General features: G+C 51.7%; 21 protein-coding genes and 1 tRNA gene. 16 read left to right on the top strand and 6 right to left on the bottom strand.

Going from position 1 to position 25,513, the window contains the following annotated elements; translation table 11 throughout:
* The first annotated feature begins 92 nt into the window (after window positions 1–92).
* On the top strand, window positions 93–665 hold the full coding sequence (gene yeiP / locus O3S68_RS01805) for an elongation factor P-like protein YeiP (protein WP_017458534.1): 573 nt from the start codon (window positions 93–95) through the stop codon (window positions 663–665).
* A gap of 66 nt (window positions 666–731) precedes the next feature.
* Here yeiP and uxuA read toward each other — a convergent pair whose 3' ends face one another.
* Window positions 732–1,922 (bottom strand): mannonate dehydratase, encoded by a 1,191-nt coding sequence (gene uxuA / locus O3S68_RS01800; RefSeq protein ID WP_269230677.1) that lies wholly within the window; start codon window positions 1,920–1,922, stop codon window positions 732–734.
* Between the two features lie 206 nt (window positions 1,923–2,128).
* Here uxuA and O3S68_RS01795 point away from each other — a divergent pair, with 206 nt between their 5' ends.
* From O3S68_RS01795 to yejF, 9 genes are all read left to right on the top strand, one after another.
* Window positions 2,129–3,595 (top strand): mannitol dehydrogenase family protein, encoded by a 1,467-nt coding sequence (locus O3S68_RS01795; RefSeq protein ID WP_269230676.1) that lies wholly within the window; start codon window positions 2,129–2,131, stop codon window positions 3,593–3,595.
* A gap of 120 nt (window positions 3,596–3,715) precedes the next feature.
* Entirely contained in the window at window positions 3,716–4,696 is a 981-nt protein-coding gene (locus tag O3S68_RS01790; protein WP_020454405.1) for a CobW family GTP-binding protein, read from the top strand.
* A gap of 40 nt (window positions 4,697–4,736) precedes the next feature.
* Window positions 4,737–5,438: a phosphatase PAP2 family protein gene (locus O3S68_RS01785; protein WP_269230675.1), complete on the top strand. Its 702-nt coding sequence runs from the start codon at window positions 4,737–4,739 to the stop codon at window positions 5,436–5,438.
* 423 nt (window positions 5,439–5,861) lie between these two features.
* The gene (mepS, locus tag O3S68_RS01780) at window positions 5,862–6,425 is read left to right on the top strand and encodes a bifunctional murein DD-endopeptidase/murein LD-carboxypeptidase (protein ID WP_017458539.1); all 564 of its coding nucleotides are present in this window, start codon (window positions 5,862–5,864) and stop codon (window positions 6,423–6,425) included.
* 158 nt (window positions 6,426–6,583) lie between these two features.
* Complete coding sequence (locus O3S68_RS01775) at window positions 6,584–8,140, top strand: cyclic di-GMP phosphodiesterase (RefSeq protein ID WP_269230674.1); 1,557 nt, start codon at window positions 6,584–6,586, stop codon at window positions 8,138–8,140.
* Between the two features lie 94 nt (window positions 8,141–8,234).
* Window positions 8,235–10,043: an extracellular solute-binding protein gene (locus O3S68_RS01770; protein WP_269230673.1), complete on the top strand. Its 1,809-nt coding sequence runs from the start codon at window positions 8,235–8,237 to the stop codon at window positions 10,041–10,043.
* Between the two features lie 9 nt (window positions 10,044–10,052).
* Window positions 10,053–11,153: a microcin C ABC transporter permease YejB gene (locus tag O3S68_RS01765; protein WP_017458542.1), complete on the top strand. Its 1,101-nt coding sequence runs from the start codon at window positions 10,053–10,055 to the stop codon at window positions 11,151–11,153.
* Entirely contained in the window at window positions 11,153–12,178 is a 1,026-nt protein-coding gene (locus O3S68_RS01760; RefSeq protein ID WP_097407140.1) for an ABC transporter permease, read from the top strand. The genes O3S68_RS01765 and O3S68_RS01760 overlap by 1 nt, the downstream gene beginning before the upstream one ends.
* 1 nt (window position 12,179) lies before the next feature.
* Window positions 12,180–13,769, top strand: coding sequence for a microcin C ABC transporter ATP-binding protein YejF (gene yejF / locus O3S68_RS01755; protein ID WP_020454412.1), 1,590 nt, complete (start codon window positions 12,180–12,182; stop codon window positions 13,767–13,769).
* 1 nt (window position 13,770) lies between these two features.
* On the opposite strand, the gene O3S68_RS01750 is transcribed toward yejF, so the two are convergent.
* The 3 genes from O3S68_RS01750 to rsuA all read right to left on the bottom strand — a co-directional run bounded on the left by O3S68_RS01750 (window position 13,771) and on the right by rsuA (window position 16,366).
* Window positions 13,771–14,115, bottom strand: coding sequence for a YejG family protein (locus O3S68_RS01750; protein WP_020454413.1), 345 nt, complete (start codon window positions 14,113–14,115; stop codon window positions 13,771–13,773).
* Window positions 14,116–14,450: 335 nt separating this feature from the next.
* Window positions 14,451–15,644, bottom strand: a complete 1,194-nt coding sequence (locus O3S68_RS01745; protein ID WP_269230672.1) for a Bcr/CflA family multidrug efflux MFS transporter — start codon at window positions 15,642–15,644, stop codon at window positions 14,451–14,453.
* 14 nt (window positions 15,645–15,658) lie between these two features.
* On the bottom strand, window positions 15,659–16,366 hold the full coding sequence (gene rsuA, locus O3S68_RS01740; protein WP_160269436.1) for a 16S rRNA pseudouridine(516) synthase RsuA: 708 nt from the start codon (window positions 16,364–16,366) through the stop codon (window positions 15,659–15,661).
* A gap of 149 nt (window positions 16,367–16,515) precedes the next feature.
* On the opposite strand from rsuA, the gene O3S68_RS01735 reads away from it, so the two are divergent.
* On the top strand, window positions 16,516–18,276 hold the full coding sequence (locus O3S68_RS01735; RefSeq protein ID WP_269230671.1) for a DEAD/DEAH box helicase: 1,761 nt from the start codon (window positions 16,516–16,518) through the stop codon (window positions 18,274–18,276).
* Window positions 18,277–18,399: 123 nt separating this feature from the next.
* On the top strand, window positions 18,400–18,684 hold the full coding sequence (gene rplY, locus O3S68_RS01730) for a 50S ribosomal protein L25 (RefSeq protein WP_017458549.1): 285 nt from the start codon (window positions 18,400–18,402) through the stop codon (window positions 18,682–18,684).
* Between the two features lie 226 nt (window positions 18,685–18,910).
* Here the strand turns inward: rplY and yejK are convergent, their stop codons facing one another.
* Window positions 18,911–19,918 (bottom strand): nucleoid-associated protein YejK, encoded by a 1,008-nt coding sequence (yejK, locus tag O3S68_RS01725; protein ID WP_269230670.1) that lies wholly within the window; start codon window positions 19,916–19,918, stop codon window positions 18,911–18,913.
* Between the two features lie 133 nt (window positions 19,919–20,051).
* On the opposite strand from yejK, the gene O3S68_RS01720 reads away from it, so the two are divergent.
* From O3S68_RS01720 to O3S68_RS01705, 4 genes are all read left to right on the top strand, one after another.
* Window positions 20,052–20,279: a YejL family protein gene (locus tag O3S68_RS01720; RefSeq protein WP_017458551.1), complete on the top strand. Its 228-nt coding sequence runs from the start codon at window positions 20,052–20,054 to the stop codon at window positions 20,277–20,279.
* An 18-nt stretch (window positions 20,280–20,297) separates the two neighbouring features.
* Complete coding sequence (gene yejM / locus O3S68_RS01715) at window positions 20,298–22,058, top strand: LPS biosynthesis-modulating metalloenzyme YejM (protein ID WP_269230669.1); 1,761 nt, start codon at window positions 20,298–20,300, stop codon at window positions 22,056–22,058.
* Window positions 22,059–22,134: 76 nt separating this feature from the next.
* Window positions 22,135–22,211 (top strand) — tRNA-Pro (locus O3S68_RS01710).
* A 240-nt stretch (window positions 22,212–22,451) separates the two neighbouring features.
* Entirely contained in the window at window positions 22,452–22,943 is a 492-nt protein-coding gene (locus O3S68_RS01705) for a lysozyme inhibitor LprI family protein (RefSeq protein ID WP_269230668.1), read from the top strand.
* Window positions 22,944–23,453: 510 nt separating this feature from the next.
* On the opposite strand, the gene O3S68_RS01700 is transcribed toward O3S68_RS01705, so the two are convergent.
* A complete protein-coding gene (locus O3S68_RS01700; protein WP_269230667.1) occupies window positions 23,454–25,499 on the bottom strand; it encodes a peptidase domain-containing ABC transporter in 2,046 nt (681 codons plus the stop codon).
* Window positions 25,500–25,513: the final 14 nt, after the last annotated feature.

The raw sequence follows: 25,513 nt of genomic DNA, 5'->3' as shown, positions 1-25,513 counted from the left end.
CGCAAAACTCTCCGATTCCACTTGCCTGAAAAGTCCCTCGCGAGTAGTTTGTCGCGATATTTTCGTTATTTTCAATTTACAGGACCCTTGCAATGCCAAGAGCGAACGAAATTAAAAAAGGTATGGTGCTGAATTACAACGGCAAACTGCTGATTGTGAAAGATATTGACATTCAGTCACCGAGCGCCCGTGGCGCAGCAACGCTCTACAAAATGCGTTTTTCCGATGTCCGTACCGGGCTGAAAGTGGAAGAGCGTTTTAAAGGCGATGATATCCTTGATACCGTGACCCTGAACCGTCGTTTTGTCGACTTTTCGTATGTTGACGGCAATGAATACGTGTTTATGGATAAAGAAGATTACACGCCGTACACCTTCAATAAAGAGCAGATTGAAGAAGAACTGCTGTTTATTCCGGAAGGCGGTATGCCGGATATGCAGGTTCTGCTGTGGGACGGCCAGTTGCTGGCGCTCGAACTGCCGCAGACGGTGGATCTGGAAATTGTGGAAACCGCACCAGGCATCAAAGGTGCTTCCGCCAGCTCACGCACTAAACCGGCCACCCTGACCACCGGTCTGGTTGTCCAGGTACCGGAATACCTGACCACCGGCGAGAAAATCCGTATTCATATCGAAGAGCGCCGCTATATGGGCCGCGCCGACTGATAAGCGTGATGCATGAAAAAAGCCACTTCATTGAAGTGGCTTTTTATTTTCCGACGGTAAACCGGCTTACAGCAGATCGCGGAACAACGTTTTTTTCAGCGCCAGCTCAACGCCGCGCACTTCCGCCATCCCTTTCAGGCGACCAATCGCCGAGTAACCTGGGTTGGTTTTCTTACGCAGATCGTCAAGCATCTGATGGCCATGATCCGGGCGGAACGGGATCGGGCGCAAATCACCGGCTTTCTTGCGGCGCTGCTCTTCGGTGAGAATGGCGGCAACCACCGACACCATATCCACATCACCCTGCAAATGCGCGGCTTCATGGAACGTTTTCGGGTTATCTTCGCGGCAGGTTGAACGCAGGTGCGTAAAGTGAATGCGATCGCCAAACATCTCGATCATCCGCACTAAGTCGTTATCCGCACGCACGCCGTATGAACCTGTGCACATCGTGAAACCGTTATTGATGCTGTCTACCGCTTCTTTCAGCCACTGCATATCTTCAATAGTAGAAACGATACGCGGCAGACCGAGGATCGGGCGCGGCGGATCGTCCGGGTGAACCGCCATACGTACGCCCACTTCCTGCGCAACCGGCACGATAGCGCGCAAGAAATAGGCCATATTTTCACGCAACTGTGCTTTGTCGATGCCGTCATATTCGGCAAGGCGTGCATGGAACTGTTCCAGGGTATACCCCTCTTCAGCGCCCGGCAGACCAGCAATGATATTGCGCGTCAGCTTTTCCACTTCCGCTTCAGTCATGGCGTTAAAGTAGGCCTGCGCCTGACGCTGCTCTTCTTCGCTGTAATCAGCTTCGGCGCCTTTGCGCTTCAGGATATGCAGCTCGAACGCGGCAAAAGCAATCTGGTCAAAACGCAGCGCTTTGGAGCCATCCGGCAGTTCATATTCCAGATCGGTACGCGTCCAGTCGAGGATTGGCATAAAGTTGTAGCACACGGTATCAATACCGCAGGCTGCCAGGTTGCGGATACTCTGCTGATAGTTGGCAATCCAGGTATCGTACTGCCCGGTGTGAGTTTTAATATCTTCATGCACCGGAATACTTTCGACCACCGACCAGACCAGCCCTTTTTCCGCCAGCAGCGCCTGACGCGCTTTGATCTCGTCTACCGGCCAGACCTGGCCGTTCGGGATATGGTGCAGTGCGGTCACGACGCCCGTCGCGCCTGCCTGACGCACATCATCAAGCGACACCGGATCGTTCGGTCCATACCAACGCCAGGTTTGTTCCATTGCCTTACCCTCTACAAAGTTGTTATACCAATACACACAAACATATGACGACTACCATACATGCTTAATTGCAGCGGTCAAATCTTCCCACAGCAATGATTGATCCAGCTCACATTCCCCGGATAATTACGGCATACCAATTCTTTTTGCTGTCATATAACTTTACACTGCACATTGTTAATTATTGGTTAATCAGGTGTATATAGATGAAGACAATCGCCTCCGTAACGCTGCCCGCCAGCGTGCAGCAACCCCAGTATGACCGCACACAACTGCGCTCGCGAATTGTGCACTTTGGTTTTGGCGCATTTCATCGCGCGCATCAGGCGCTGCTGACCAACCGGGTGCTGAACGCGCAAGGTGGCGATTGGGGGATCTGTGAAATCAGCCTGTTCAGCGGCGATGTGCTCATGTCTCAGTTACGCGAGCAGGATCATTTATACACCGTGCTGGAAAAAGGGGCGGAGGGGAACCAGCCGATAATCATTGGTGCGGTGAACGAATGTCTGAACGCGAAACTTGATTCTCTGCCCGCCATCATTGAAAAATTTTGCGAACCGCAAGTGGCGATTGTTTCCCTGACGATTACCGAAAAAGGCTATTGCATCGATCCTGCCAGCGGCAAACTGGATCTGCAGCAGCCGCGCATCGCACACGATCTCCAGCATCCGGGCGAACCGCATTCAGCACCAGGGATTCTGGTTGAAGCACTCTCCCGTCGCCGTGAACGCAGGCTGCCGCCCTTTACCGTGCTCTCCTGCGATAATATTCCCGATAATGGTCATATTGTTAAAAATGCCGTACTCGGAATGGCGCAAACCCGCTCACCGGAACTGGCGCAGTGGATAGAGGAGAATGTGAGCTTTCCGGCCACCATGGTGGATCGCATTGTTCCGGCGGCAACAGATGAATCACTGGCGGAAATTGGCGAAGCGCTGGGCGTATTTGATCCGTGCGCCATCAGTTGTGAGCCGTTCATTCAGTGGGTAATTGAGGATAATTTCGTCGCCGGACGTCCCGAATGGGAAGTGGCCGGCGTACAACTGGTTCAGGATGTACAGCCGTGGGAGCAGATGAAGTTACGCATGCTCAATGGCAGCCACTCTTTTCTGGCCTATCTCGGCTACCTGGCAGGCTTCGCGCATATTAATGATTGCATGCAGGATGAGGTCTTCCGTACGGCGGTACGCCGCCTGATGCTCCAGGAACAAGCCCCGACGCTGCGCATTACCGGCGTTGATCTCACCGCTTATGCCGATAGCCTGATCGACCGTTTTTCTAACCCGGCGCTGAAGCACCGTACCTGGCAAATCGCCATGGATGGCAGCCAGAAGCTGCCGCAGCGTATGCTGGATGGTGTTCGGGTGCATTTGCAACGCGAAACGCCGTGGCCGCTGTTAGCGCTGGGCATTGCGGGCTGGATGCGCTATGTCAGCGGCGTGGATGACGCCGGTAACAGCATTGATATTCGCGATCCGCTGGCGGATAAAATTCACGCGATTGTTGAAACCAGCAGCGTCGATGAACGCGTAACGGCCCTGCTGACACTGAAAGAGATTTTCGGTAGCGACCTGCCGCACAACCCGACGTTTGTTAATGCCATTAATCACGCATGGCAGATGCTCACCACCGAAGGTGCGCATGCAGCGGTGAAGCGCGCACTCGATAATTAACAATTTCTGCTACTTAAGCGGACGGTTAGTGCTTTTACGCCGTTCGCGCCCTTCTCTTTTCGCACTTTTTTCGCCAGGATCGTCAGTCACCCTTACATTTCGTTGACGCCTGGAGCACTTGTGACCAAAACCAACCTCATCACCGGCTTTCTCGGAAGCGGCAAAACCACGTCGATTTTGCATTTGCTGGCCAATAAAGACCCGCAGGAAAAATGGGCCGTGCTGGTGAATGAATTTGGTGAAGTCGGCATTGATGGCGCGCTGCTGGCTGACAGCGGTGCGCTGCTTAAAGAGATCCCGGGCGGCTGTATGTGCTGCGTGAATGGCCTGCCGATGCAGGTGGGTCTCAATACATTGCTGCGCCAGGGGAAACCTGACCGCTTGTTGATTGAACCGACAGGCCTGGGCCACCCAAAACAGATCCTCGATATGCTCACCGCGCCGGTGTATGAGCCGTGGATAGACCTGCGCGCAACGCTCTGCTTGCTCGATCCCCGCCAGTTACTGGATGAAAAAGCACTCACCAACGAAAACTTTCGCGACCAGTTAGCGGCGGCGGATGTCGTTGTCGCCAATAAACAGGATCGCGCCACACCACAGAGCCAGCAGGCGCTGGAGACATGGTGGGCTGAGTTTGGTGGCGATCGTTTACAGGTTAGCGCGACCCGGGGCGCTATTGACGGCGCACTGCTTGATCTTCCTCGCCGTAACCTGCGTGAGCTGCCTTCAAGTGCTGCGCATAACCATGCTCACGACGAGAAGAAAGGTCTCGCGGCATTAAGTTTACCGGCACACCAGCGCTGGCGTCGCAGCCTTAACAGCGGCCAGGGCCATCACGCCTGCGGCTGGATTTTTGATGAAGAGACGGTATTTGACACTATCGGGTTGCTGGAGTGGGCGCGGCTTGCGCCGGTCGAGCGGGTGAAAGGGGTGATGCGCATTCCGGAAGGATTGCTGCGCGTTAACCGCCAGGGGCAGGATCTGCATATCGAAACGCAAAACGTCGCGCCGCCGGACAGCCGTATCGAGCTGATTACCGCCTCGGAGGCAGACTGGAACACACTGCAGTCCGCCTTGTTGAAGCTTCGTTTAAGTGAGTAACACTAACGTTGCCGCCGTGTTAATTGAAGACAGACTCGTTATGAAAACTCGTTTACCGTTAATTTTACTGTTGAACGCCGCAGGACTGGCGCTATTTATTTCCTGGTACTTACCCGCTAACCACGGTTTTTGGTTTCCGCTGGACGCCGCGATGTTCCATTTTTTCAACCAGGGTTTGGTGGATAACCGCGCTTATTTGTGGCTGGTGGCGCTAACCAATAACCGCGCTTTTGACGCCTGCTCGCTGGTGGCGATGGGCTGTTTAATGCTCTCTTTCTGGGTTAAAGAGGATGCAAGTGGACGACGCCGTATCCTGATGATTGGTCTGACGATGCTGCTGATAGCCGTGGTGATCAATCAACTGGCGCAACATCTGATGCCCGTTAAACGCGCCAGCCCGTCGCTGTTCTTTACCGATATTCACCGGGTTAGCGATTTGCTCGACTTCCCCACCAAAGATGCCTCGAAAGACAGTTTCCCTGGCGATCACGGCATGATGCTACTTATTTTCGCTGGCGTAATGTGGCGATATTTTGGCCGAAAAGCGTTTGGTGTTGCCCTTATTATTTTTGTGGTTTTCGCCTTCCCGCGCGTGATGATTGGCGCACACTGGTTTACTGATATTGCAGTCGGTTCTCTCTCGGCTGTTTTTATCGGTCTGCCGTGGTGTTTGCTAACCCCCCTTAGCGATAAAATTATTTCTGCCTTTGATCATTTCCTGCCCGGAAATAACAAAATTTAAACAACTTCCGATTATCAATAACGCGCATTCATCAGGGATCGTTTTCGATCCCTGATGCGTAATCCCGGCTTTTTCCTAATTTTGTCATTTTTTCGTCACGGCAATCTGCCTATAAAAGAGCAATTTGCACGTTATTTAAGCTAAATTGGTTATTTTTTATTCAATCCTGAGAATTCACTTTCTGTATCATAATTTCTTATAAAAAATTAAAGAAAACCGCTCGCCATGCCGAAGATGTTCAGGTAACCTCGGTTCGTCTTGTCGCAAAGAGTGCTCTTATTCTCATTGCGCGTAAATTTGTGCGTTCTTCCACAAAATTACGTCAGAGCATTTGTCTCGATGCATTCAGATAATTAATCTCGCTGCGTTGGCATTTTTTATAACGATATTTATCGTTAAGGACTTCAAGGGAAAATAAGCAACATGGTCAAATCTCAGCCGATTTTGAGATATATCGTGCGGGCGATACCCGCGATTGCAGTAGCGGTTCTGCTTTCAGCTTGTTCTACAAATACCGCAAAGAACGTGCATTCTGAGACGCTTGCTGTGGGCGAAGACAACTCTTCACTGCAAGCCTCTCAGGATGAATTTGAAAATATGGTTCGTAATCTGGACGTAAAAGGCCGCATTATGGATCAGTATGCTGACTGGAAAGGCGTTCGCTACCGTTTGGGTGGCGACACCAAAAAAGGCATCGATTGTTCCGGTTTTGTGCAGCGCACTTTCCGTGAACAGTTTGGTTTAGAACTGCCGCGTTCCACCTGGGAACAGCAGGAAACAGGCAAGTCCATCTCGCGCACCAGTTTGCGCACAGGCGACTTAGTTCTGTTCCGCGCGGGTTCTACCGGCCGACACGTTGGCATTTATATTGGTAATAACCAGTTTGTTCATGCCTCCACCAGCAACGGCGTCATGATTTCAAGCATGGATGAGCCGTACTGGAAGAAGCGCTATAACGAAGCGCGACGCATCCTGACACGCAGCTAATCGCTTAATGCCGGTTTTCCCTTGGCTGGCGTTAAGTATAAAAAAACACTGCTCCGGCAGTGTTTTTTTATGTCTGCATTATGCTATACAAATCTTTTCAGGTTATAGTCCGACTCTAACACCACGCCGCCCCGAGCACCTACAATGGGCCCAACGCCATGTTCACCCGCCATTTTTCAGTTAATCGAAAAATTTTGCTGACCAGCCTGCTTATCGGTCTGTTCTCAGCATTAATCGCGAGTGGCTGTCAGTTTTGGTTCGAACAACAACGGCGGGAAGCCAGATACGATATGCTGCTTACGAATATGCAGTCCTGGCTTTCGGACTATCTCAACGATATCCGCGCCACGGCCGAATCGCTCCAGCCGCTCACACTGAATGATTGCCACGCCGTCGCTGGCGAACTCACTTCCCGCGCCGCATTCAGCATGAACGTGCGTGCTTTTTTACTGGTAAAAGATCGCTACGCCTTTTGCTCCTCGGCCACCGGCGAGATGAGTCTTGCGATGAAAGATCTGGTTCCGGAAATCGATCTCGATAAAACCAGCGATATGGTGTTTTTACCCGGAACACCGATGATGCCGGATAAACCCGCCATTGCGCTCTGGTTTCGCAGCCCATTACTGGATCATCGGGGCATATTCGCTACGCTGAACATCAATCTGACTCCCTACCGGCTTTACACCTCGCAGCAACCGGATTTAACCGGCATCGCCCTTGGTATTGGCGATCGGGCTGTCTCCACGTTTTCCAGCGGGCTTATTAACCTGAGCAATATGCCAGAGTCCCCTTTTCTGACTTCCCAAATTGAAGATTCGCCAGTCACGCTTTATCTCTACGCAGAAAAGTGGCGTCCGGAAGATATACAATTCGCCGCACTGCTGGGAGCAACCTTCGGCATGCTGGCAGCATTGCTGAGCGCTTTCATCCTTAATACGCAATTGCGCCCCGGCAGAGAGATCCTCACAGCCATTAAGCGCGACCAGTTTTATGTCGTTTATCAGCCCGTTATCGGCGCCAAAGATCTGAAAGTGACGGGTATCGAAGTGCTGATGCGCTGGCGGCATCCCACCGCAGGAGAAATATCGCCTGACGCTTTTATTCACTTTGCCGAAGCGCAGCAGCTTATTGTTCCGCTGACATTGCATCTGTTTGACCTGATAGCTCGTGATGCGCCAGTGTTACAAACGCTGCTCCCGCCGGGCGCAAAAATGGGCGTTAATATCGCGCCTGGCCATTTGCATGCCGCCAATTTCCTTGACGATATCCGCAACTTCGCCCACTCCCTGCCCCCACACCATTTCAGTATCGTGCTGGAAATCACCGAGCGGGATATGCTGCGCTATACGGAAGTGACCAAACTGTTTGATTCGCTGCGCGACGAAGGTTATGAAATCGCTATTGACGATTTCGGTACCGGGCACAGCGCACTGATTTATCTGGAACGCTTTACGCTTGATTATCTGAAAATCGACCGTGGTTTCGTTAACGCCATCGGCACAGAAACCGTGACATCGCCGGTGCTCGACGCCGTCCTTACGCTGGCGAAGCGGTTAAATATGCTTACGGTTGCCGAAGGTGTCGAAACGCCAGAACAAGCCAGGTGGCTGCGCGAACACGGCATTCATTATATGCAGGGCTATTTCTTCAGCCGCCCACTGACGCTGGAGCAATTTGTCGCGTGGCATCCGCCAGAGTTCACCACCATGCTTTAGCGTGAATAATTTCACATCAGACCAGGCCTCCCTTATTATTCAACGATAAGTAGTTAGCGAGCCTGTCGCGTTGCAGGTCAAAGGAACACACCGGATGAAGTTTGTGCGCATTTCAGCTTTATTGCTGGCTTTTGTCGGCCTGACATGTCAGGCGCAAACCATAAAAGAGAGCTACTCATTTGCCGTTATTGGCGAACCCAAATACGCGATTAATTTTTCCCATTTTGATTACGTCAATCCCGCCGCGCCTAAAGGCGGTAACGTCACGCTGTCCGTCATTGGCACGTTTGATAACTTCAACCGCTACGCATTACGCGGGAATCCAGCGGTGCGCACTGAAGCGCTCTACGACGCCCTGTTTACCACCTCGGACGATGAGCCCGGGAGCTATTACCCGCTGGTCGCGGAAATGGCGCGCTACGCCGATGATTATTCGTGGATGGAGATCAGTATCAATCCGCGGGCGATATTTCATGACGGTTCACCGATCCGCGCCAGCGACGTCGCCTTTACCTTTCAGAAATTTATGACCGAAGGTGTGCCGCAGTTCCGCCTGGTCTACAAAGGCACGACCGTCAAAGCTATCTCGCCGCTTACCGTGCGTATTGTGCTGGCCAAACCGGGTAAAGAGGACATGCTCAGCCTGTTAACGCTGCCCGTTATGCCGGAGAAATTCTGGAAAGATCATAAGCTGAGCGATCCGCTCGCCCGCCCGCCGCTGGGCAGCGGCCCCTATCGCATCAGCACCTGGCGCATGGGGCAATACATTGCCTATACCCGCGTTCGCGATTACTGGGCGGCAAATTTACCGGTAAATCGGGGGCGCTGGAATTTCGACAACATTCGTTATGACTACTACCTCGATGACAATGTGGCATTCGAGGCGTTCAAAGCAGGCGCTTACGACCTGCGAAGCGAAGGCGATGCGAAAAACTGGGCGACGCGCTATATCGGCAGCAATTTCAGCCGGGGGTATATCGTTAAAGATGAGCAGCCAAATACCTCCGCGCAGGATACGCGCTGGCTGGCATTTAACACCACGCGTCCGGTATTTAGCGATCGCCGCGTGCGCGAAGCGGTGTCGCTGGCCTTTGATTTTGAATGGATGAACAAAGCGCTGTTCTACGGGGCATACAGCCGCGCCAACAGTTATTTTCAGAACACCGAATATGCTGCGCGTAATTATCCTGACGCCGATGAGCTGACGCTTCTGGCGCCGCTAAAAGCACAGGTGCCGCCGGAAGTGTTTACCTCCATTTATTCGCCCGCGAAATCAAACGCGGACGGCTATGACCGCGAAAACCTGCTGAAAGCCGATAAACTGCTCACTGAATCCGGCTGGATACTGAAAAATCAGCAGCGCGTTAATGCCAAAACCGGCCAGCCTTTAACCTTTGAACTGCTGCTGCCCTCCGGCGGCAATACGCAGTGGGTTTTGCCGTTTCAGCACAACCTCGCGCGGCTTGGCATCAATATGGATGTGCGCCAGGTCGATAACTCGCAGGCCACCAATCGTCTGCGCCGCCGCGACTATGACATGATGCCGAGTCTGTGGCGCGCGCAGCCGTGGCCGAGCGGCGATTTGCAAATCTCCTGGAGCTCGCAATACATTGACTCTTCGTATAATGCTGCCGGCGTCAAAAACCCGGCGGTCGATAACCTGATCGAGCAGATCAACCGCTGGCAGGGAAACAAAGAGAAGTTACTTCCGCTTGGACGCGCGCTGGATCGCGTGCTGACGTGGAACTATTACATGCTGCCAATGTGGTACATGGCAGCCGATCGCGTCGCCTATTGGGATAAGTTTTCCATGCCTGGCATTCGCCCCGTCTACTCCCTTGGGTTTGACACCTGGTGGTATGACGTAAACAAGGCGGCGAAACTGCCCGCTGCCAGACGTTAAGGAGAAGAGATGGGCGCGTATCTCATTCGCCGGTTATTGCTGATCATCCCTACGATTTGGGCAATTATCACCATCAACTTTTTTATCGTGCAGATTGCTCCCGGCGGCCCGGTCGATCAGGCTATTGCGGCTATTGAGTATGGCGACCAAAGCAACCTCCCCGGTAGCGGCGGTGGCGGAATGGGTGCCACACATGCACGCACAGGCGTCGGCGATGCGTTGAGCAATAACAGCCACTATCGCGGTGGTCGCGGCCTTGATCCGCAAGTCATTGAAGAGATCAAAAAGCGCTACGGTTTTGATAAGCCGATGTACCAGCGCTATTTCAAAATGCTGTGGGATTATGCGCGTTTCGACTTTGGCGACAGCCTGTTTCGCAGCGCGTCGGTGTTGCAACTGATTAAAGACAGCCTGCCGGTTTCGGTGACCATTGGCCTGTGGGGCACGCTAATTATCTATCTGGTGTCGATTCCCCTTGGCATTCGCAAAGCGGTCTATAACGGTAGCCGCTTTGATAGCTGGAGCAGTGCGCTGATTATTGTCGGCTACGCGATTCCACCGTTTCTGTTTGCCATCTTGCTGATTATTTTCTTCGCGGGCGGCAGTTATTACGACTTCTTCCCGCTGCGCGGGCTGGTGTCGACCAATTTCGACACGTTGCCGTGGTATAAGCAAATCACCGACTACTTGTGGCACATCGCTCTACCGGTGCTGGCAACAGTGATTGGTGGTTTCGCCGCGCTGACCATGCTGACCAAAAACTCCTTCCTTGATGAGATCCGTAAGCAGTATGTGGTAACCGCGCGCGCCAAAGGTGTCAGTGAGCGCAATATTATGCGCAAACATGTGTTTCGTAACGCCATGCTGCTGGTTATTGCCGGTTTTCCGGCGACATTTATCAGCATGTTTTTTACCAGTTCGTTGCTGATTGAGGTGATTTTTTCCCTGAACGGGCTGGGGTTGTTGGGTTATGAAGCCACCGTCTCACGGGATTACCCGGTAATGTTTGGCACACTCTATATTTTCTCTTTGATCGGCCTGCTGCTGAATATCCTCAGTGATATCACCTATACGCTGGTGGATCCGCGCATCGATTTCGAGGGGCGCTGATGGTTCAATTAAGCTACATCAATCGGGCGCGCTGGGCGCGTTTTCGCCATAACCGCCGCGGCTACTGGTCGCTGTGGATTTTCCTGGTGATTTTTATTCTGAGTCTGTGCGCCGAACTGGTGGCTAACGATAAGCCTCTGCTGGTGCGCTATCAGGGACAGTGGTTCGCGCCCGTGGTGAGAGATTACAGCGAAAGCGATTTTGGCGGCCCCCTGGCAACACCTGCTGATTATCAGGATCCGTGGCTGCAAAAGCAGCTTGAAGAGCACGGCTGGGTGCTGTGGGCACCGGTGCGTTTTGGGGCGCGCAGCATCAACTACGCCACCACGCAGCCCTTCCCTTCCCCGCCTTCGGCGCAAAACTGGCTCGGTACCGATGCGAACGGCGGAGATGTGCTGGCGCGACTCCTTTACGGCACGCGCATCTCGCTACTGTTCGGTTTAATGCTGACTCTCTTTTCCAGCGTTATCGGTATTCTGGCCGGTGCGGTACAGGGTTATTACGGCGGTAAAATCGATCTGCTCGGACAGCGCTTTATTGAAGTCTGGTCAGGATTACCGACGCTGTTTTTAATCATCTTGCTTTCAAGTGTGATCCAGCCTGGCTTCTGGTGGCTTCTCGGCATCACGGTGGTGTTCGGCTGGATGACGCTGGTGAGCGTCGTGCGGGCCGAATTTCTGCGTACGCGTAATTTCGACTATATCCGCGCCGCGCAGGCCATGGGTGTTGGCGATCGCGGCATTATCCTGCGTCATATGCTGCCCAATGCAATGGTTGCCACCCTGACATTCCTGCCGTTTATCCTTTGTGGCTCGATCGGCACGCTCACCTCGCTCGATTTCCTCGGCTTTGGTCTGCCGCTCGGTTCACCGTCGCTCGGCGAATTGCTATTGCAGGGCAAAAATAATTTACAGGCACCGTGGCTGGGTATCGCCGCGTTTGTTTCTACCGCGCTGCTGCTTTCGCTGCTGATTTTTATTGGCGAAGCCGTACGCGACGCGTTTGACCCCAATAAGGCGGTGTAAAATGGCGACTCCCCTGCTCTCTGTCGATGCGCTGAGTATTGCCTTTCGCCAGCGTGATACGCTGCATACTGTCGTTAATGACCTCTCCTTGCGGATTGAGGCGGGCGAAACGCTGGCGCTGGTGGGCGAATCCGGTTCCGGTAAAAGCGTTAGCGCGTTATCGATCCTGCGCCTGCTTCCCTCACCGCCGGTGGTTTACCCTTCCGGCGATATCCTGTTTCATGGCGACTCGTTGTTGCATGCCAGCGAAAGAACCCTGCGCGGCGTGCGCGGCAATAAAATCGCCATGATTTTCCAGGAGCCGATGGTTTCCCTGAACCCGCTGCATACGCTCGAAAAACAGCTCTATGAAGTGCTCTCGTTGCATCGTGGTATGCGGCGTGAAGCGGCGCGGGCAGAAATGCTTGATTGCCTGGATCGCGTGGGCATCCGCAACGCCCGCGCACGATTGAGCGATTTCCCGCATCAGCTTTCCGGCGGTGAGCGCCAGCGCGTGATGATCGCAATGGCGCTGCTCACGCGTCCCGAACTGCTGATTGCCGATGAGCCAACGACCGCACTTGATGTCTCCGTGCAGGCGCAAATCCTGACGTTATTGCGCGAGCTGCGCGATGAGCTGAACATGGGGCTGCTGTTTATCACCCACGATTTAAGCATTGTGCGTAAGCTGGCGGACAATGTTGCGGTGATGCAAAACGGCCGCTGTGTCGAGCAAAACAGTGCACAGACCTTGTTCAGCGCACCGGCGCATCCTTATACGCAAAAGCTGCTCAATAGCGAGCCCAGCGGCGAGCCCGTCGCCCTTCATCCCGATGCACAGCCCTTGTTACGGGTTGAAAATCTCGCCGTTAGCTTCCCAGTCCGCAAAGGAATTTTTAAGCGCGTGGTGGATAACAACACGGTGGTGAAGGACATTAGCTTTACGTTGCGCCCCGGTGAAACGCTCGGTCTGGTGGGGGAATCCGGTTCGGGGAAAAGTACCACCGGCTTAGCGTTGCTGCGTCTGGTGGCCTCGCGCGGGACGATCCTGTTTGATAATAAACCGCTGCATCAATGGAACCGCAAGCAGATGCTGCCGGTACGCCACCGTATTCAGGTGGTCTTTCAGGATCCGAACTCGGCCCTGAATCCCAGGCTGAATGTGCAGCAAATTATCGAAGAGGGGCTGCGGGTGCATCACCCGGAGCTCTCGCGTGAACAACGCGAACAACGTGTGATCGAGGTGATGCGTGAAGTCGGGCTGGATGCCGAAACGCGGCACCGCTTCCCGGGTGAGTTTTCCGGCGGCCAGCGCCAGCGTATCGCTATCGCCCGTGCGCTGATCCTCAAGCCTGAGCTGATTATTCTCGATGAGCCGACATCGTCGCTGGATCGCACGGTGCAGGCGCAAATCCTCGCACTGCTGAAATCCTTACAGGAAACCTACCGGCTGGCGTACATCTTCATCAGCCACGACCTGCAGGTTGTGCGCACCTTGTGCCATCAAGTGATTGTGCTGAAAGAGGGTGAAGTAGTGGAACAAGGAGAGTGCCGACGTGTGTTTGATGCGCCTGCACAGGCGTATACACGCCAGCTTCTGGCATTAAGCTAAATCAGAAAGGGTTTTGTCCTGAGAAGGGTTCTGCGATGGCAACACCGAAATTTTTCAGGCGGCACGTCGCGGCGAACTCATCCTCGCAGTTGACGAACAGGCACGGTTCCCCTTCGCACTCAAGCACGGAGCAATTCACTTCGATATCGCTCAGCGCCTGGCTGAGCTTGTGCATGACGGGCCATGCGTTGTCGCCATCCGGACTCAACAGTTTTAAGGCGACAAGCGTGTCGTCCGCTGCCTGACCATTTTGCGGAATCGGTTCAACTTTGGCACCTGCAAAACCATCTAACCAGCGATAGGACTGGGGCAGACGGTGGATGATGGAGAGCTGTAATGTATTCACGTTCTTTCCCCGGAAGTACTTTTACTTCACAAATATTTCACACTTATATTAACACACTATTGACAATTCATCCTGTCGACCACACAGAAATGAACGCATCCCGCGTGGCGTGTGGGGTAGTCACTCATTTATCAGGATTTTATGGGTAAGCGACAGGCCCGGTTTCGGGGTATATGTACCCGTTTCTGCGATCTAACTCAACCTTTTTCACTACAATGATGTGACTTTTTACACGAATAGATTTTACATAAAATAAACAAATGCGTGTAAAGGTAAGTTGTTTCTGGTTGACATGTATCAAAAAAGGGAGCGTTTTTGCTCCCTGTTCAGGCGGGTTATGCCGATTTTTTCGCCCGGCTGGCGTAGAGATAGAAGAGAATCGAGCTGGTAGCGCAGAAGGTAATTGACCAAATCATCGGCCAGGCGGTGTTAAAGGTCGCCATCGACAGCAGCGCCCCCACAATGGCGCCAATGCCAAAACGGAACGTCCCCGCCAGTGATGATGCCGTGCCCGCCATGTGCGGAAACTCATCCAGGATCACCGCCATCGCGTTTGAAGCCACCAGCGCAACGCAGCCGACAAACGCCGCAACGCCCAGCACCAGCGACCAGAAACCGACATCCAGCAGCGCCGTCACCACCATCCACAATGCCATGGCAAATTGCACCCACAGCCCGCTGCGGAACATATTTAAGGCACCAACACGGCGAACGATGCGACCATTAATCATCGTCGTCACAAACAGGAACACAATGTTCAGCGCAAAGTAGTAACCAAAGTCCTGCGGTGAGATATGGTTAATTTCGATATAGACAAACGGCCCGGCGCTGAGAAAAGAGAACATACCGGCAAAGCTGAAACCGCTCGCCAGCATATAGCTCAGTACGCGTTTATGGCGAAACAGCGACGCGAAGTTGCCAAGCGTGGTGCGGAAATGGAATTTTTGCCGTTTTTCAACTGGAAGCGTTTCGCGGATAAAAAAGACAATCATTGCCGAGACCAGCAATGCGGCAATCGCCAGGATCCAGAAAATGGCGTGCCAGTTGAACCAGACCAATACTGCGCCGCCAATCATCGGGGCCAGCAGCGGCGCAATGGTCGTCACCAGCATGACAAACGACATCATGCGGGAGAACTCTTCACGTGGGTAAATATCGCGCATCAGCGCGTTAATCACCACGCTTGCCGCTGCCGCCGCAAGACCATGAAAAAAGCGCATGGTAATCAACTGCTCAATGCTCTGTGCCAGGGCACAGGCAACGGCAGCGGCGGCAAAAACCAGCGTGCCGCCGAGAATAACCGGCTTACGCCCGATGCTGTCGGCCATCGGCCCGTATAACAACTGACCGACCGCAAAGCCCAGAATATAGGTACTCAGCGTCATCTGCGCGCTGCCCGCCGGAACGCCAAACTGTTCGGCAATCACCGGCAGCGCAGGCAGATACATATCGATGGATAACGGCATCAGCATGGCCAACAGACCAAGGATAAACACAATGCTCAGTGATGAGTGTGGCCTGCGGGTCACGTAAATCTCCTGAATTAGCGGGGTGGCATGCCAACGCTGGCAATTTCATCTTCGGTTAATGGCCGGTATTCGCCCGGTTCGAGATCCGCATCAAGCGCAATCGCACCAATGCGTTCACGATGCAGACCCACAACATGGTTGCCAACGGCAGCGAACATCCGTTTTACCTGATGGTAACGCCCCTCGCTGATGGTCAGACGCACTTGTGTCGGCGTGATAACTTCCAGCACCGCTGGTTTGGTGAGATCTTTTTCATTATGCAACTGTACGCCACGGGCAAACTGCTCAGCGGTGTCATCTGCGACCGGCGATTCAAGCGTCACCAGATAGGTTTTTTCGCAGTGATGGCGCGGCGAAGTAATGCGGTGCGACCATTGACCATCGTCGGTCATCAATACCAGACCGGTGGTATCAATATCCAGGCGCCCTGCCGCATGCAGCTTATGCGCCACCGGCTCATCAAGGAAATAGAGGACCGTCGGGTGATCCGGATCGTCCGTCGAGCAGACGTAACCTTCTGGTTTGTGCAGCATAAAGTAGCGCGGGCCATTTTGCTGAACGAGGGAATTGCCGTCGTATTCAACCTCGTGTTCGGGTTGCAGTTTAAAGGCGGTATCTCTGACGATCTCACCATTGACCGTAACGCGCTGACCGCGGATTTCACGCCCGGCAATAGCGCGGCTGACGCCGAGTTGCTGAGCGATAAACTTATCAAGTCGCATGAAATTTTTTTGCCTGTATGGTGCTGGGTGCGGGCAATCTGCCCGAAAACAGAAATGAGTACCCAAACAGTATAACGAGCATCACAGACCGCTCAAAGGAAAGATTCGTGGCATACTGTGCAGTGTGAATGTGTAACCCCTGCGAGATAATGACTTTTACCTTACGCCCCTATCAACGCGAAGCCGTGGACGCCACCCTCGCCCACTTCCGTCAACATGCCGAACCTGCGGTCATTGTGCTGCCCACCGGTGCAGGAAAGAGCCTGGTTATCGCCGAACTGGCGCGGCTGGCGCGCGGGCGTGTATTGGTGCTGGCGCACGTTAAAGAGCTGGTAGCGCAAAACCACGCGAAATATGTCGCGCTTGGGCTGGAGGCCGATATTTTCGCCGCCGGGCTTAAAAGCAAGCAGAGCCACGGCAAAGTGGTGTTTGGCAGCGTTCAGTCCGTTGCGCGTAATCTGGCACAGTTTCAGGGCGAATTTTCCCTGCTGGTGGTCGATGAGTGCCACCGCATCGGCGACGACGATGACAGCCAGTATCAGCAAATCCTCAGCCATTTGCGCGAAGTGAACCCTCACCTGCGTTTGCTGGGCCTGACGGCGACACCTTTTCGCCTCGGTAAAGGCTGGATTTACCGCTTTCATTATCACGGCATGGTGCGCGGTGATGAAAAAGCGCTGTTTCGCGACTGCATTTATGAACTGCCGCTGCGCTACATGATTAAGCACGGCTACCTGACACCGCCGGAACGGCTGGATATGCCGGTAGTGCAGTACGATTTCAGCCGTTTGCAGACGCAAAGTAATGGCCTTTTTAGCGAAGCGGATTTGAACCGCGAACTGAAAAAACAGCAGCGTATTACGCCGCACATTGTTAGCCAGATTGTCGAATTTGCACAGACGCGCAAAGGGGTAATGATTTTTGCCGCTACGGTCGAACACGCGCGCGAGATAACCGGCTTGTTACCTACCGATGATGCGGCGCTGATCACCGGTGACACCCCCGGTCCACAGCGTGACGCTTTAATCGAAGCCTTCAAAAATCAGCAATTTCGCTTTCTGGTAAACGTAGCGGTACTGACAACCGGCTTTGATGCACCGCATGTGGATTTGATAGCTATTCTGCGCCCGACCGAATCCGTCAGCCTGTATCAGCAAATTGTTGGCCGCGGCCTGCGCCTCGCGCCAGGAAAAACCGACTGCCTGATCCTGGACTACGCGGGCAACCCGCACGATCTCTACGCTCCGGAAATCGGTGCGCCAAAAGGTAAAAGCGGTAATGTGCCGGTGCAAGTGTTCTGCCCGGCGTGCGGTTTTGCCAATACCTTTTGGGGAAAAACCACCGCCGACGGCACGCTGATTGAACATTTTGGTCGCCGTTGCCAGGGCTGGCTGGAAGATGATGACGGCCACCGCGAGCAGTGCGATTTCCGTTTTCGCTTTAAAAACTGCCCGCAATGCAACGCAGAAAATGATATCGCCGCCCGGCGCTGTCGCACCTGCGATACAGTGCTGGTCGACCCGGACGATATGCTAAAAGCGGCGCTGAAACTGAAGGATGCGCTGGTGCTGCGCTGTAGTGGTATGACGTTGCAACAGGGCGCGGATGATAAAGGCGAATGGCTGAAAATCACCTATTACGATGAAGATGGTGCGGATGTCACTGAGCGCTTCCGCCTGCAAACCGCCGCACAACGCACCGCCTTTGAGCAACTCTTTATTCGCCCCCACACTCGCACGCCAGGCGTGCCACTGCGCTGGATTGTCGCGGCGGATATCGTGGCGCAGCAGGCGTTGTTACGCCACCCTGATTTCGTCGTCGCGCGGATGAAAGGCCAGTACTGGCAAGTGCGGGAAAAAGTGTTCGATTATGAAGGCCGTTTCCGGCGGGCACATGAATTACGGGGATAAACGCGCTTTTGATTGATGTATCGAACATTCAGGGATAGAATACCGCCCGCTTTTGCATCCGCAAAGCCGATCATCTGCCTGTTGCTGGGTCGCCTGTAACAGGATTATTTAAGAGAGATTCAAATGTTTACTATTAACGCAGAAGTACGTAAAGAGCAGGGTAAGGGTGCGAGCCGCCGCCTGCGCACAGCGAACAAGTTCCCGGCTATCGTTTACGGTGGAACTGAAGCGCCAATCGCTATCGAACTGGATCACGACAAACTGTGGAACATGCAGGCGAAAGCTGAGTTCTATAGCGAAGTTCTGACCATCGCTGTTGATGGCAAAGAAGTAAAAGTGAAAGTTCAGGCTGTACAACGTCACCCGTACAAAGCCAAACTGACTCACATCGACTTCGTTCGCGCTTAATCGCCGACAAGTTGAAGAAACCCCGCTCCGGCGGGGTTTTTTTATGCCTGCTCGCTATCGATAAGCGGCTGGCCCGCCCATACGCGAATAATCCTCTTTCACTGCCAGCTCGCATTTAAGCTGGTTGAGCAATGCTCGCGCGCAGTCATGTGAAATCGATACCCGGGTTAACGGCTCCCGTGGGGCGCACAGCAGAAAACCTGCCCACACGGGCAGGTTCAGAGGATCACTTCCCGCCGGTCAAGCGGCGTTGCAGCTGGTCACGCAAATTCGGCGGCGTACCTTTAATGGTCAGCGTATCGGTCGCCGGATCCCAGAAAATGCGCTCGCCGAGAAGTAACGCATCGAAATTGATGGTCAGGCCACCGCCGCTACCGGCATATTTAGTCAGCTGACGCAGCGTGCTGCGATCCGCCGGGAAGCTCTCTTCCAGCTCGTAGCCCTGACCTGCGGTGAACTCCTCGAAACTGACTTCACTCACGCCTGCCAGCTCTTTGGAGAGCGACGCCAGTTCAATCTCTTCGCCCGCCTGCAACTGCTCATTACAGTAGGTGTAAACCTGCTGGCGTACCGTCTGGCGTTCTGATTTATCCAGCTCCGCCTGAGCGGTAAAATCGTCCAGCGCTTGCAACAACCCGCGGTTTTGCGCTTTGGCGTTCAGCCCTTCACTGGCGCCGAGGAAATCCATAAAGAAGTCGGCGACTTTTCGCCCTACCCGGCCCTTCAGGAATGTCAGATAGCGGGTCGACTCTGGATTGGTTTCCCACTCCGTGAGATCGATACGCGCAACGATATCCGCATGATTAATATCCAGATAGTGTGTAGAGCTGATATCCAGATGTTCATTAACGCGCATGCTGCTTAAGTTGTTCAGCACGGCGATCAGCAGATACTCCACCGCCAGGTATCGGTAGTGGCAGAAAAGCACAATACCGCCATCGGCGAACGGATATTTTGCCAGTTCATCACGTAACCGCCCGGTTGCCGCACGGCTGAAGGCCAGAAATTCCTCTTCGCCCTGGCGCTGCAGACGCAGCGCTTGCGCCAGCTCGCTCTCATCGTTAAACAGGCCGTAGGCTTTATTTTTCGCACTGTAAACCCGGTGCAACTCAGCGACCATCTCTTCGACAGGCGCGGTTGGTTCCAGCAAAGAATCGCGCAGCACCAGTTCGAGGGTTTGCTCATCACGTTTGATAAGCTGGTGCAGGGCAATCTGGTTGATGTCCAGACTCATGATAAACTCTCCTTTTAGACCGGCGGTATTCAACCACCACCAACGCGACTGTGCAACTGCTGATAAAAAAGCAGAAAAAAAGCTGTTGCTACGGTAATATGTTGCCCTTTCATGAACAGACTGATTTCGATTTATGCCACAAATCTCCCGCTACAGTGATGAACACGTTGAAAAGCTTCTGAGTGAGCTGGCTAACGTACTGGAAAAACACAAAGCACCGACCGATCTCTCCCTGATGGTGTTGGGCAATATGGTGACGAACCTGATTAACACCAGCGTCGCCCCCGCACAGCGTCAGGCTATCGCGAAGTCTTTCGCGCAGGCGTTACAATCGTCCATCGGCGACGACCAGGCGCATTAAGGGAAATAGCGACAGTTTATGGTGACCAATCGTCAGCGCTACCGTGAAAAAGTCTCCCAGATGGTAAGCTGGGGGCACTGGTTCGCGTTGTTCAACATTCTGTTGTCCATCGTGCTCGGTAGCCGTTATCTGTTTGTTGCCGACTGGCCGACCACCCTCTCCGGGCGTATTTACTCCTACCTGAGCGTGGTCGGGCATTTTAGTTTTTTGGTTTTCGCCACTTATCTGCTGGTGCTGTTTCCACTGACATTTATTGTGATGTCCCAGCGGCTGATGCGCGTATTGTCAGCGCTGCTGGCGACCGCCGGCATGACGCTGTTGCTGATTGACAGCGAAGTTTTTACCCGTTTTCACCTGCATCTCAACCCGATCGTCTGGGAACTGGTCATTAACCCGGACCAGAATGAAACCGCGCGTGACTGGCAATTAATGTTTATCAGCGTGCCGGTGATCCTGCTGATTGAGATGTTATTTGCGACCTGGAGCTGGCAGAAACTGCGCAGTCTTACCCGGCGTCGCCACTTTGCCAAACCGTTGGCCGCTTTTTTCTTCGTCGCCTTTATTGCCACTCACGTGATGTACATTTGGGCCGACGCCAATTTCTATCGCCCCATCACCATGCAGCGGGCGAATCTGCCACTCTCCTACCCAATGACCGCACGTCGTTTTCTGGAAAAACACGGGTTATTGGATGCGCAGGATTATCAGCGACGCCTGGTGGAGCAAGGCAACCCGGAAGCAGTATCGGTACAGTATCCGCTAAGTGATTTGCGATACCAGGATATGGGGGCCGGCCAGAACGTACTGCTGATTACCGTCAACGGTCTCAACTACTCACGTTATGAGAAACAGATGCCGCAACTGGCGAGCTTCGCCCAGCAAAACGTCACGTTTACGCAGCATATGAGCTCTGGCAATAGCGCTGATGGCGGCTATTTCGGTCTGTTTTATGGCATATCGCCAAGTTACCAGGATGGCGTGCTGTCAGCGCGTATTCCGGCGGCGCTTATTACCGCTTTGAACCAGCAGGGTTACCAACTGGGGTTGTTCTCTTCCGACGGTTTTAGCAGCCCGCTCTATCGCCAGGCACTGTTATCTGATTTTTCGTTGCCCGCGGCAAAAGTGCAGAGCGATGAGCAAACCGCCGACCAGTGGATTAGCTGGCTGGGGCATTATGCGCAGGAAGATAACCGCTGGTTCTCGTGGATTTCGCTAAACGGCACCGCGTCTGTTGATATGTCGCAGCCCGGCTTTGCCCGTAAATATGGCAAAGCCGCTGCCAGTGTCGATGATCAGATTGCACGGGTGCTGGATGCCCTGCGCGCCTCCGGTAAGCTTGATAACACGGTGGTGATCATTACCGCCGGACACGGCGTTCCGGAAAGCAAAGAAGACAACCATTTTGACTGGTCACGTAGCCGGTTGCATGTACCGCTGGTCGTGCACTGGCCGGGAACGCCTGCGCAACGTGTTAGCAAGTTAACGGATCATAAAGACATTATGACCACGCTGATGCAGCGTCTGCTGCATGTCAGCACGCCGGCAAACGAGTATTCACAAGGTCAGGATCTGTTTACCGCTACGCGTCGTCATAACTGGGTAACCGCTGCGGATAGCGACGAGCTGGCGATTACCACACCGGAAATAACGCTGGTGCTGAATCAAAATGGGAATTACCAGACCTGGAATGCGCAGGGTGAGAAAATTCGCGATCAGAAACCGCAACTCAGTTTGCTGCTGCAGGTTCTGACGGATGAAAAACGTTTTATCGCTAACTGATTGATTAATTATGAATCACTCAGTCTGCCCTTAGCTTGCATTCAGCCATGAAAAGGGTAGTATTAGCGCCACATGTCGGCACGTAGCGCAGCCTGGTAGCGCACTGTCATGGGGTGTCAGGGGTCGGAGGTTCAAATCCTCTCGTGCCGACCAAAAAATCCCAAGAAAACCAACCCATTGCGGTTGGTTTTTTTTATGCCTGCGATCCGTACAAGGTAAAATGAAGGTAAAACCTCTGTCCGTTCGGAGCGTTTATGACAGGAAGAAAAAGTCCGCTATGAGCGAGAAGCGGAAGCTGGGTGTTGTGCTCAATAAAAGAGCCAAAGCAGGATGAACTGTACATTCGAGATGTGTTACTGTCGGTATATTAATAATCTTTAATAACTTTCTAATATGTTTAAACTACACTATCGCCTGATGCCGCTGGCTATTTTATTAGGATACGGGTTGCAAGGTCATGCCGAAGTTCCGTTGCCGAGCAGTGTGATGAAGGATAACGCCGAAACTTTTGAGATAGCTTGCCCTGACAATCCCCAGCAGACCACTATTGATATGAATGATTGTATGGGCACAAAACGTGATGCAGTTAAGTCTGTCGAAGCGAAGTATGTAAGCGCAGCACGTCAGCGCATAGTGGCAACACAGGATGAGCAGACCCTTAATGCCTTTGAGGCAGAAAATAAGGCGTGGGATATTCTGATTGATACGGCATCACATGCAACTGGTGTAGAGTGGCAGGGAGGTACCATTCGGGGGGTTGAAGCTACTGATCGTGAAATAGCCCTGATTGAATTCAGGATTCATAACCAGTGGCAAAACTGGCTGCGCTATGAAGACTCGACACCGCCGATACTACCGGAGCCACTATTCAAGAACGTAGAATGAGATACTAAAAACTGCGCATGAAACACCAATATACAGTAGATGCTTTCCTGCGTTTTTTCACTCTTACCGTTCTCTATTTATTAACATTGATTGTAAGTAACTTCCGCTCCTGGCACGCAGCGGACAGGCTGCGTGACCATCATGTCTGCTGTAAGCGAGAAGCAGAAGTACGAGATTGTCTCATAGCCAGTTATCTCTGATTACGGCTGGATCATATTCAGGTTCAGGGTCAAATGAAGACACTACTAACATTGCGGTGTGTTAATCACCGGGGAGAAGGTCAGAAGAGCTCTGAAAGTGAATGGGTCGATTAAGCCGGGTACTTACACTAAGAGCCTGTATAGCACAAACCCTGCGTTTTTGTAGGCCCGCAATTGACTCTGGTCTATGGTCTAATTCCTTGCCAATAATACATCTTGAAACGCATTACCGTTTTTGAAATACCTAAAAGTTAAAAAGAAGCTGGCCATAAGCCAGCTTCTTTTCAGATAGTTATCGCATGTATAACGGTCAATGCTTATCCAGGTTAATAACATTATCAAACAGGGATAACGTTTTAACGTCATGGGTAGATAATACAATCGTTTTATCACTGGTCATTAAAGAGTCTAGTGCCAGCATAGCACTTTTTTCATCGAGATTAGCGGTCGGCTCATCGAGCAAAATAATAGATTTAGATGAAAGTAATGCCCTGCAAAGCATCAATCGTTGTAATTGACCGGAAGAGAGAACGGGATTACCTGGCGATATTTTAGTGTACAACCCTGCAGGCAAAGATGTAATCACCTCCAATAAACCAAATTTCCTCAACATTTCGCGGCAATCACGTTCATTAGCCTCTCCACCACTATACCAGACGATATTATCATAAATCGTGCCGTTAAAGACGATAGAGCCTTGTGGAAGATAATACACATTGGAATAAAACAGATGCAGGTCATCTTTATTTATTTTTTGACCATCTATAATGAAATCACCGTTTCCTGGCTTATATAATCCAGCCAATAATTTCAATAAAGTGCTTTTCCCGGCACCGGAAGTTCCTATTACAGCGGTCCTGGAATGCAACGGTATTTCAATAGTTAAATTTTTAATAATTGCACTATCGGGTCCATAACCAAATTGTAGATTCTGGACACAAACTGATTCTTTAATTGTAGAATGCTGACGAGTAATGTCGATCTCTTTGTAAGATAACATATCTTTTAATCGCTCATCAGAGACCTTTTGCAGTTTCTGTGCAACGCAACATTGATAGAATTGATTGATGCTATCCATCGCAATCCGTCTGAAAAACCAAAAGGCAATCACATTTCCGTAAGATATATGTAATTCACTTATGCTATAGAATGATATCCATAAAAACAACATTGAATCAATATTACTCAGAAATGAAAATATTGCATTCTGTCTAATATCGGTAGAGCTTACCTTTTTGTATCGATGAAACAACACTTCAAGTAAATGATTATACCTTCCAAGAATGCCAGTGCTTAGCTCACCAGACCTAATAGCCTGGATTCCATTTATTGTTTCAAGATTAAATGTTTCAATATCCGAAACACTTTCCTCAAAGCTTTTTGCAAATGACTTTTTGATACCTGCAAAGTAATAACTAACGCAACCAAAAATTGCCATAGTTCCGATTGAAAGGATCGACAAAACAACATTTAGCCATAACATTATACATAGAGTTATAACTGTTATAGTCAGTGCCTTATATTTATCATTAAGTATTTTTTCCCTGTTCAGAATAGCCATTCCAATGGAATTAATCCGCTGATTAATATCAGCAGAAGATCGTCTTTCAAAGTAAGAAATATCTTTCTTCAATAACCTCTTAAACAATGAAGGTTTATATTTGGTTGCTGCATTTATCGCTGCATTTAAACCATATTTGTTACTAATGTATTGCAGGAATGATATAAGACAAAACAGCAGAATCATTCCCATAAACATAATATTGATCTGTTCATCTACAAAGAAATGTTGATCTTTCGATATAAATGAGAACAGCATCGGCGTAATCAAAGAAAAGAGCGACAAAAATATTGCCAATAAACATCTTTTCATGATCCCCGGGAAAGAGAGTTTTTCTAGCCACCCGCTTTCACTTCTAATTTTACCCGAGCTTTTTTTATCCTTATATAATGATTCATCAAGGATCAAGCCAAACCCCGTTGCCGATAATTCAAGTTCTTCGGCCGAAATCATTAGCCTGCCAGTAGCAGGGTTTAAAACCTGAAAGAAGATACCGTGATGGCTATATACATAAACATAATGATTTCCGCCATAATGCAATATACATGGAACGGGTAAATATTGAATGCTACTAACATCAAATTTAACCGGTAAAGCCTCATACCCGTATGATTTTAGTATAGTAACTAATAAATCGAGGGACGTACCATCACCGCCACCCCATTTATCACGTAAGTCAGTTAATGTAGTATTTTCACCTAAGGTATTGAGCATCATGCAAGCACATGCAAGCCCACACTCGGATATTTCTCCTTGATAAACCATTTCAGGAGAAGAATAATATTTCTCTTTCATAATATTAAATAAAA

Origin of the sequence: Kosakonia sp. SOY2 (genome assembly GCF_027109175.1) — a bacterium.
Taxonomy (GTDB): Bacteria; Pseudomonadota; Gammaproteobacteria; order Enterobacterales; family Enterobacteriaceae; genus Kosakonia.
This window is presented reverse-complemented; position numbering and strand designations above follow the sequence as displayed.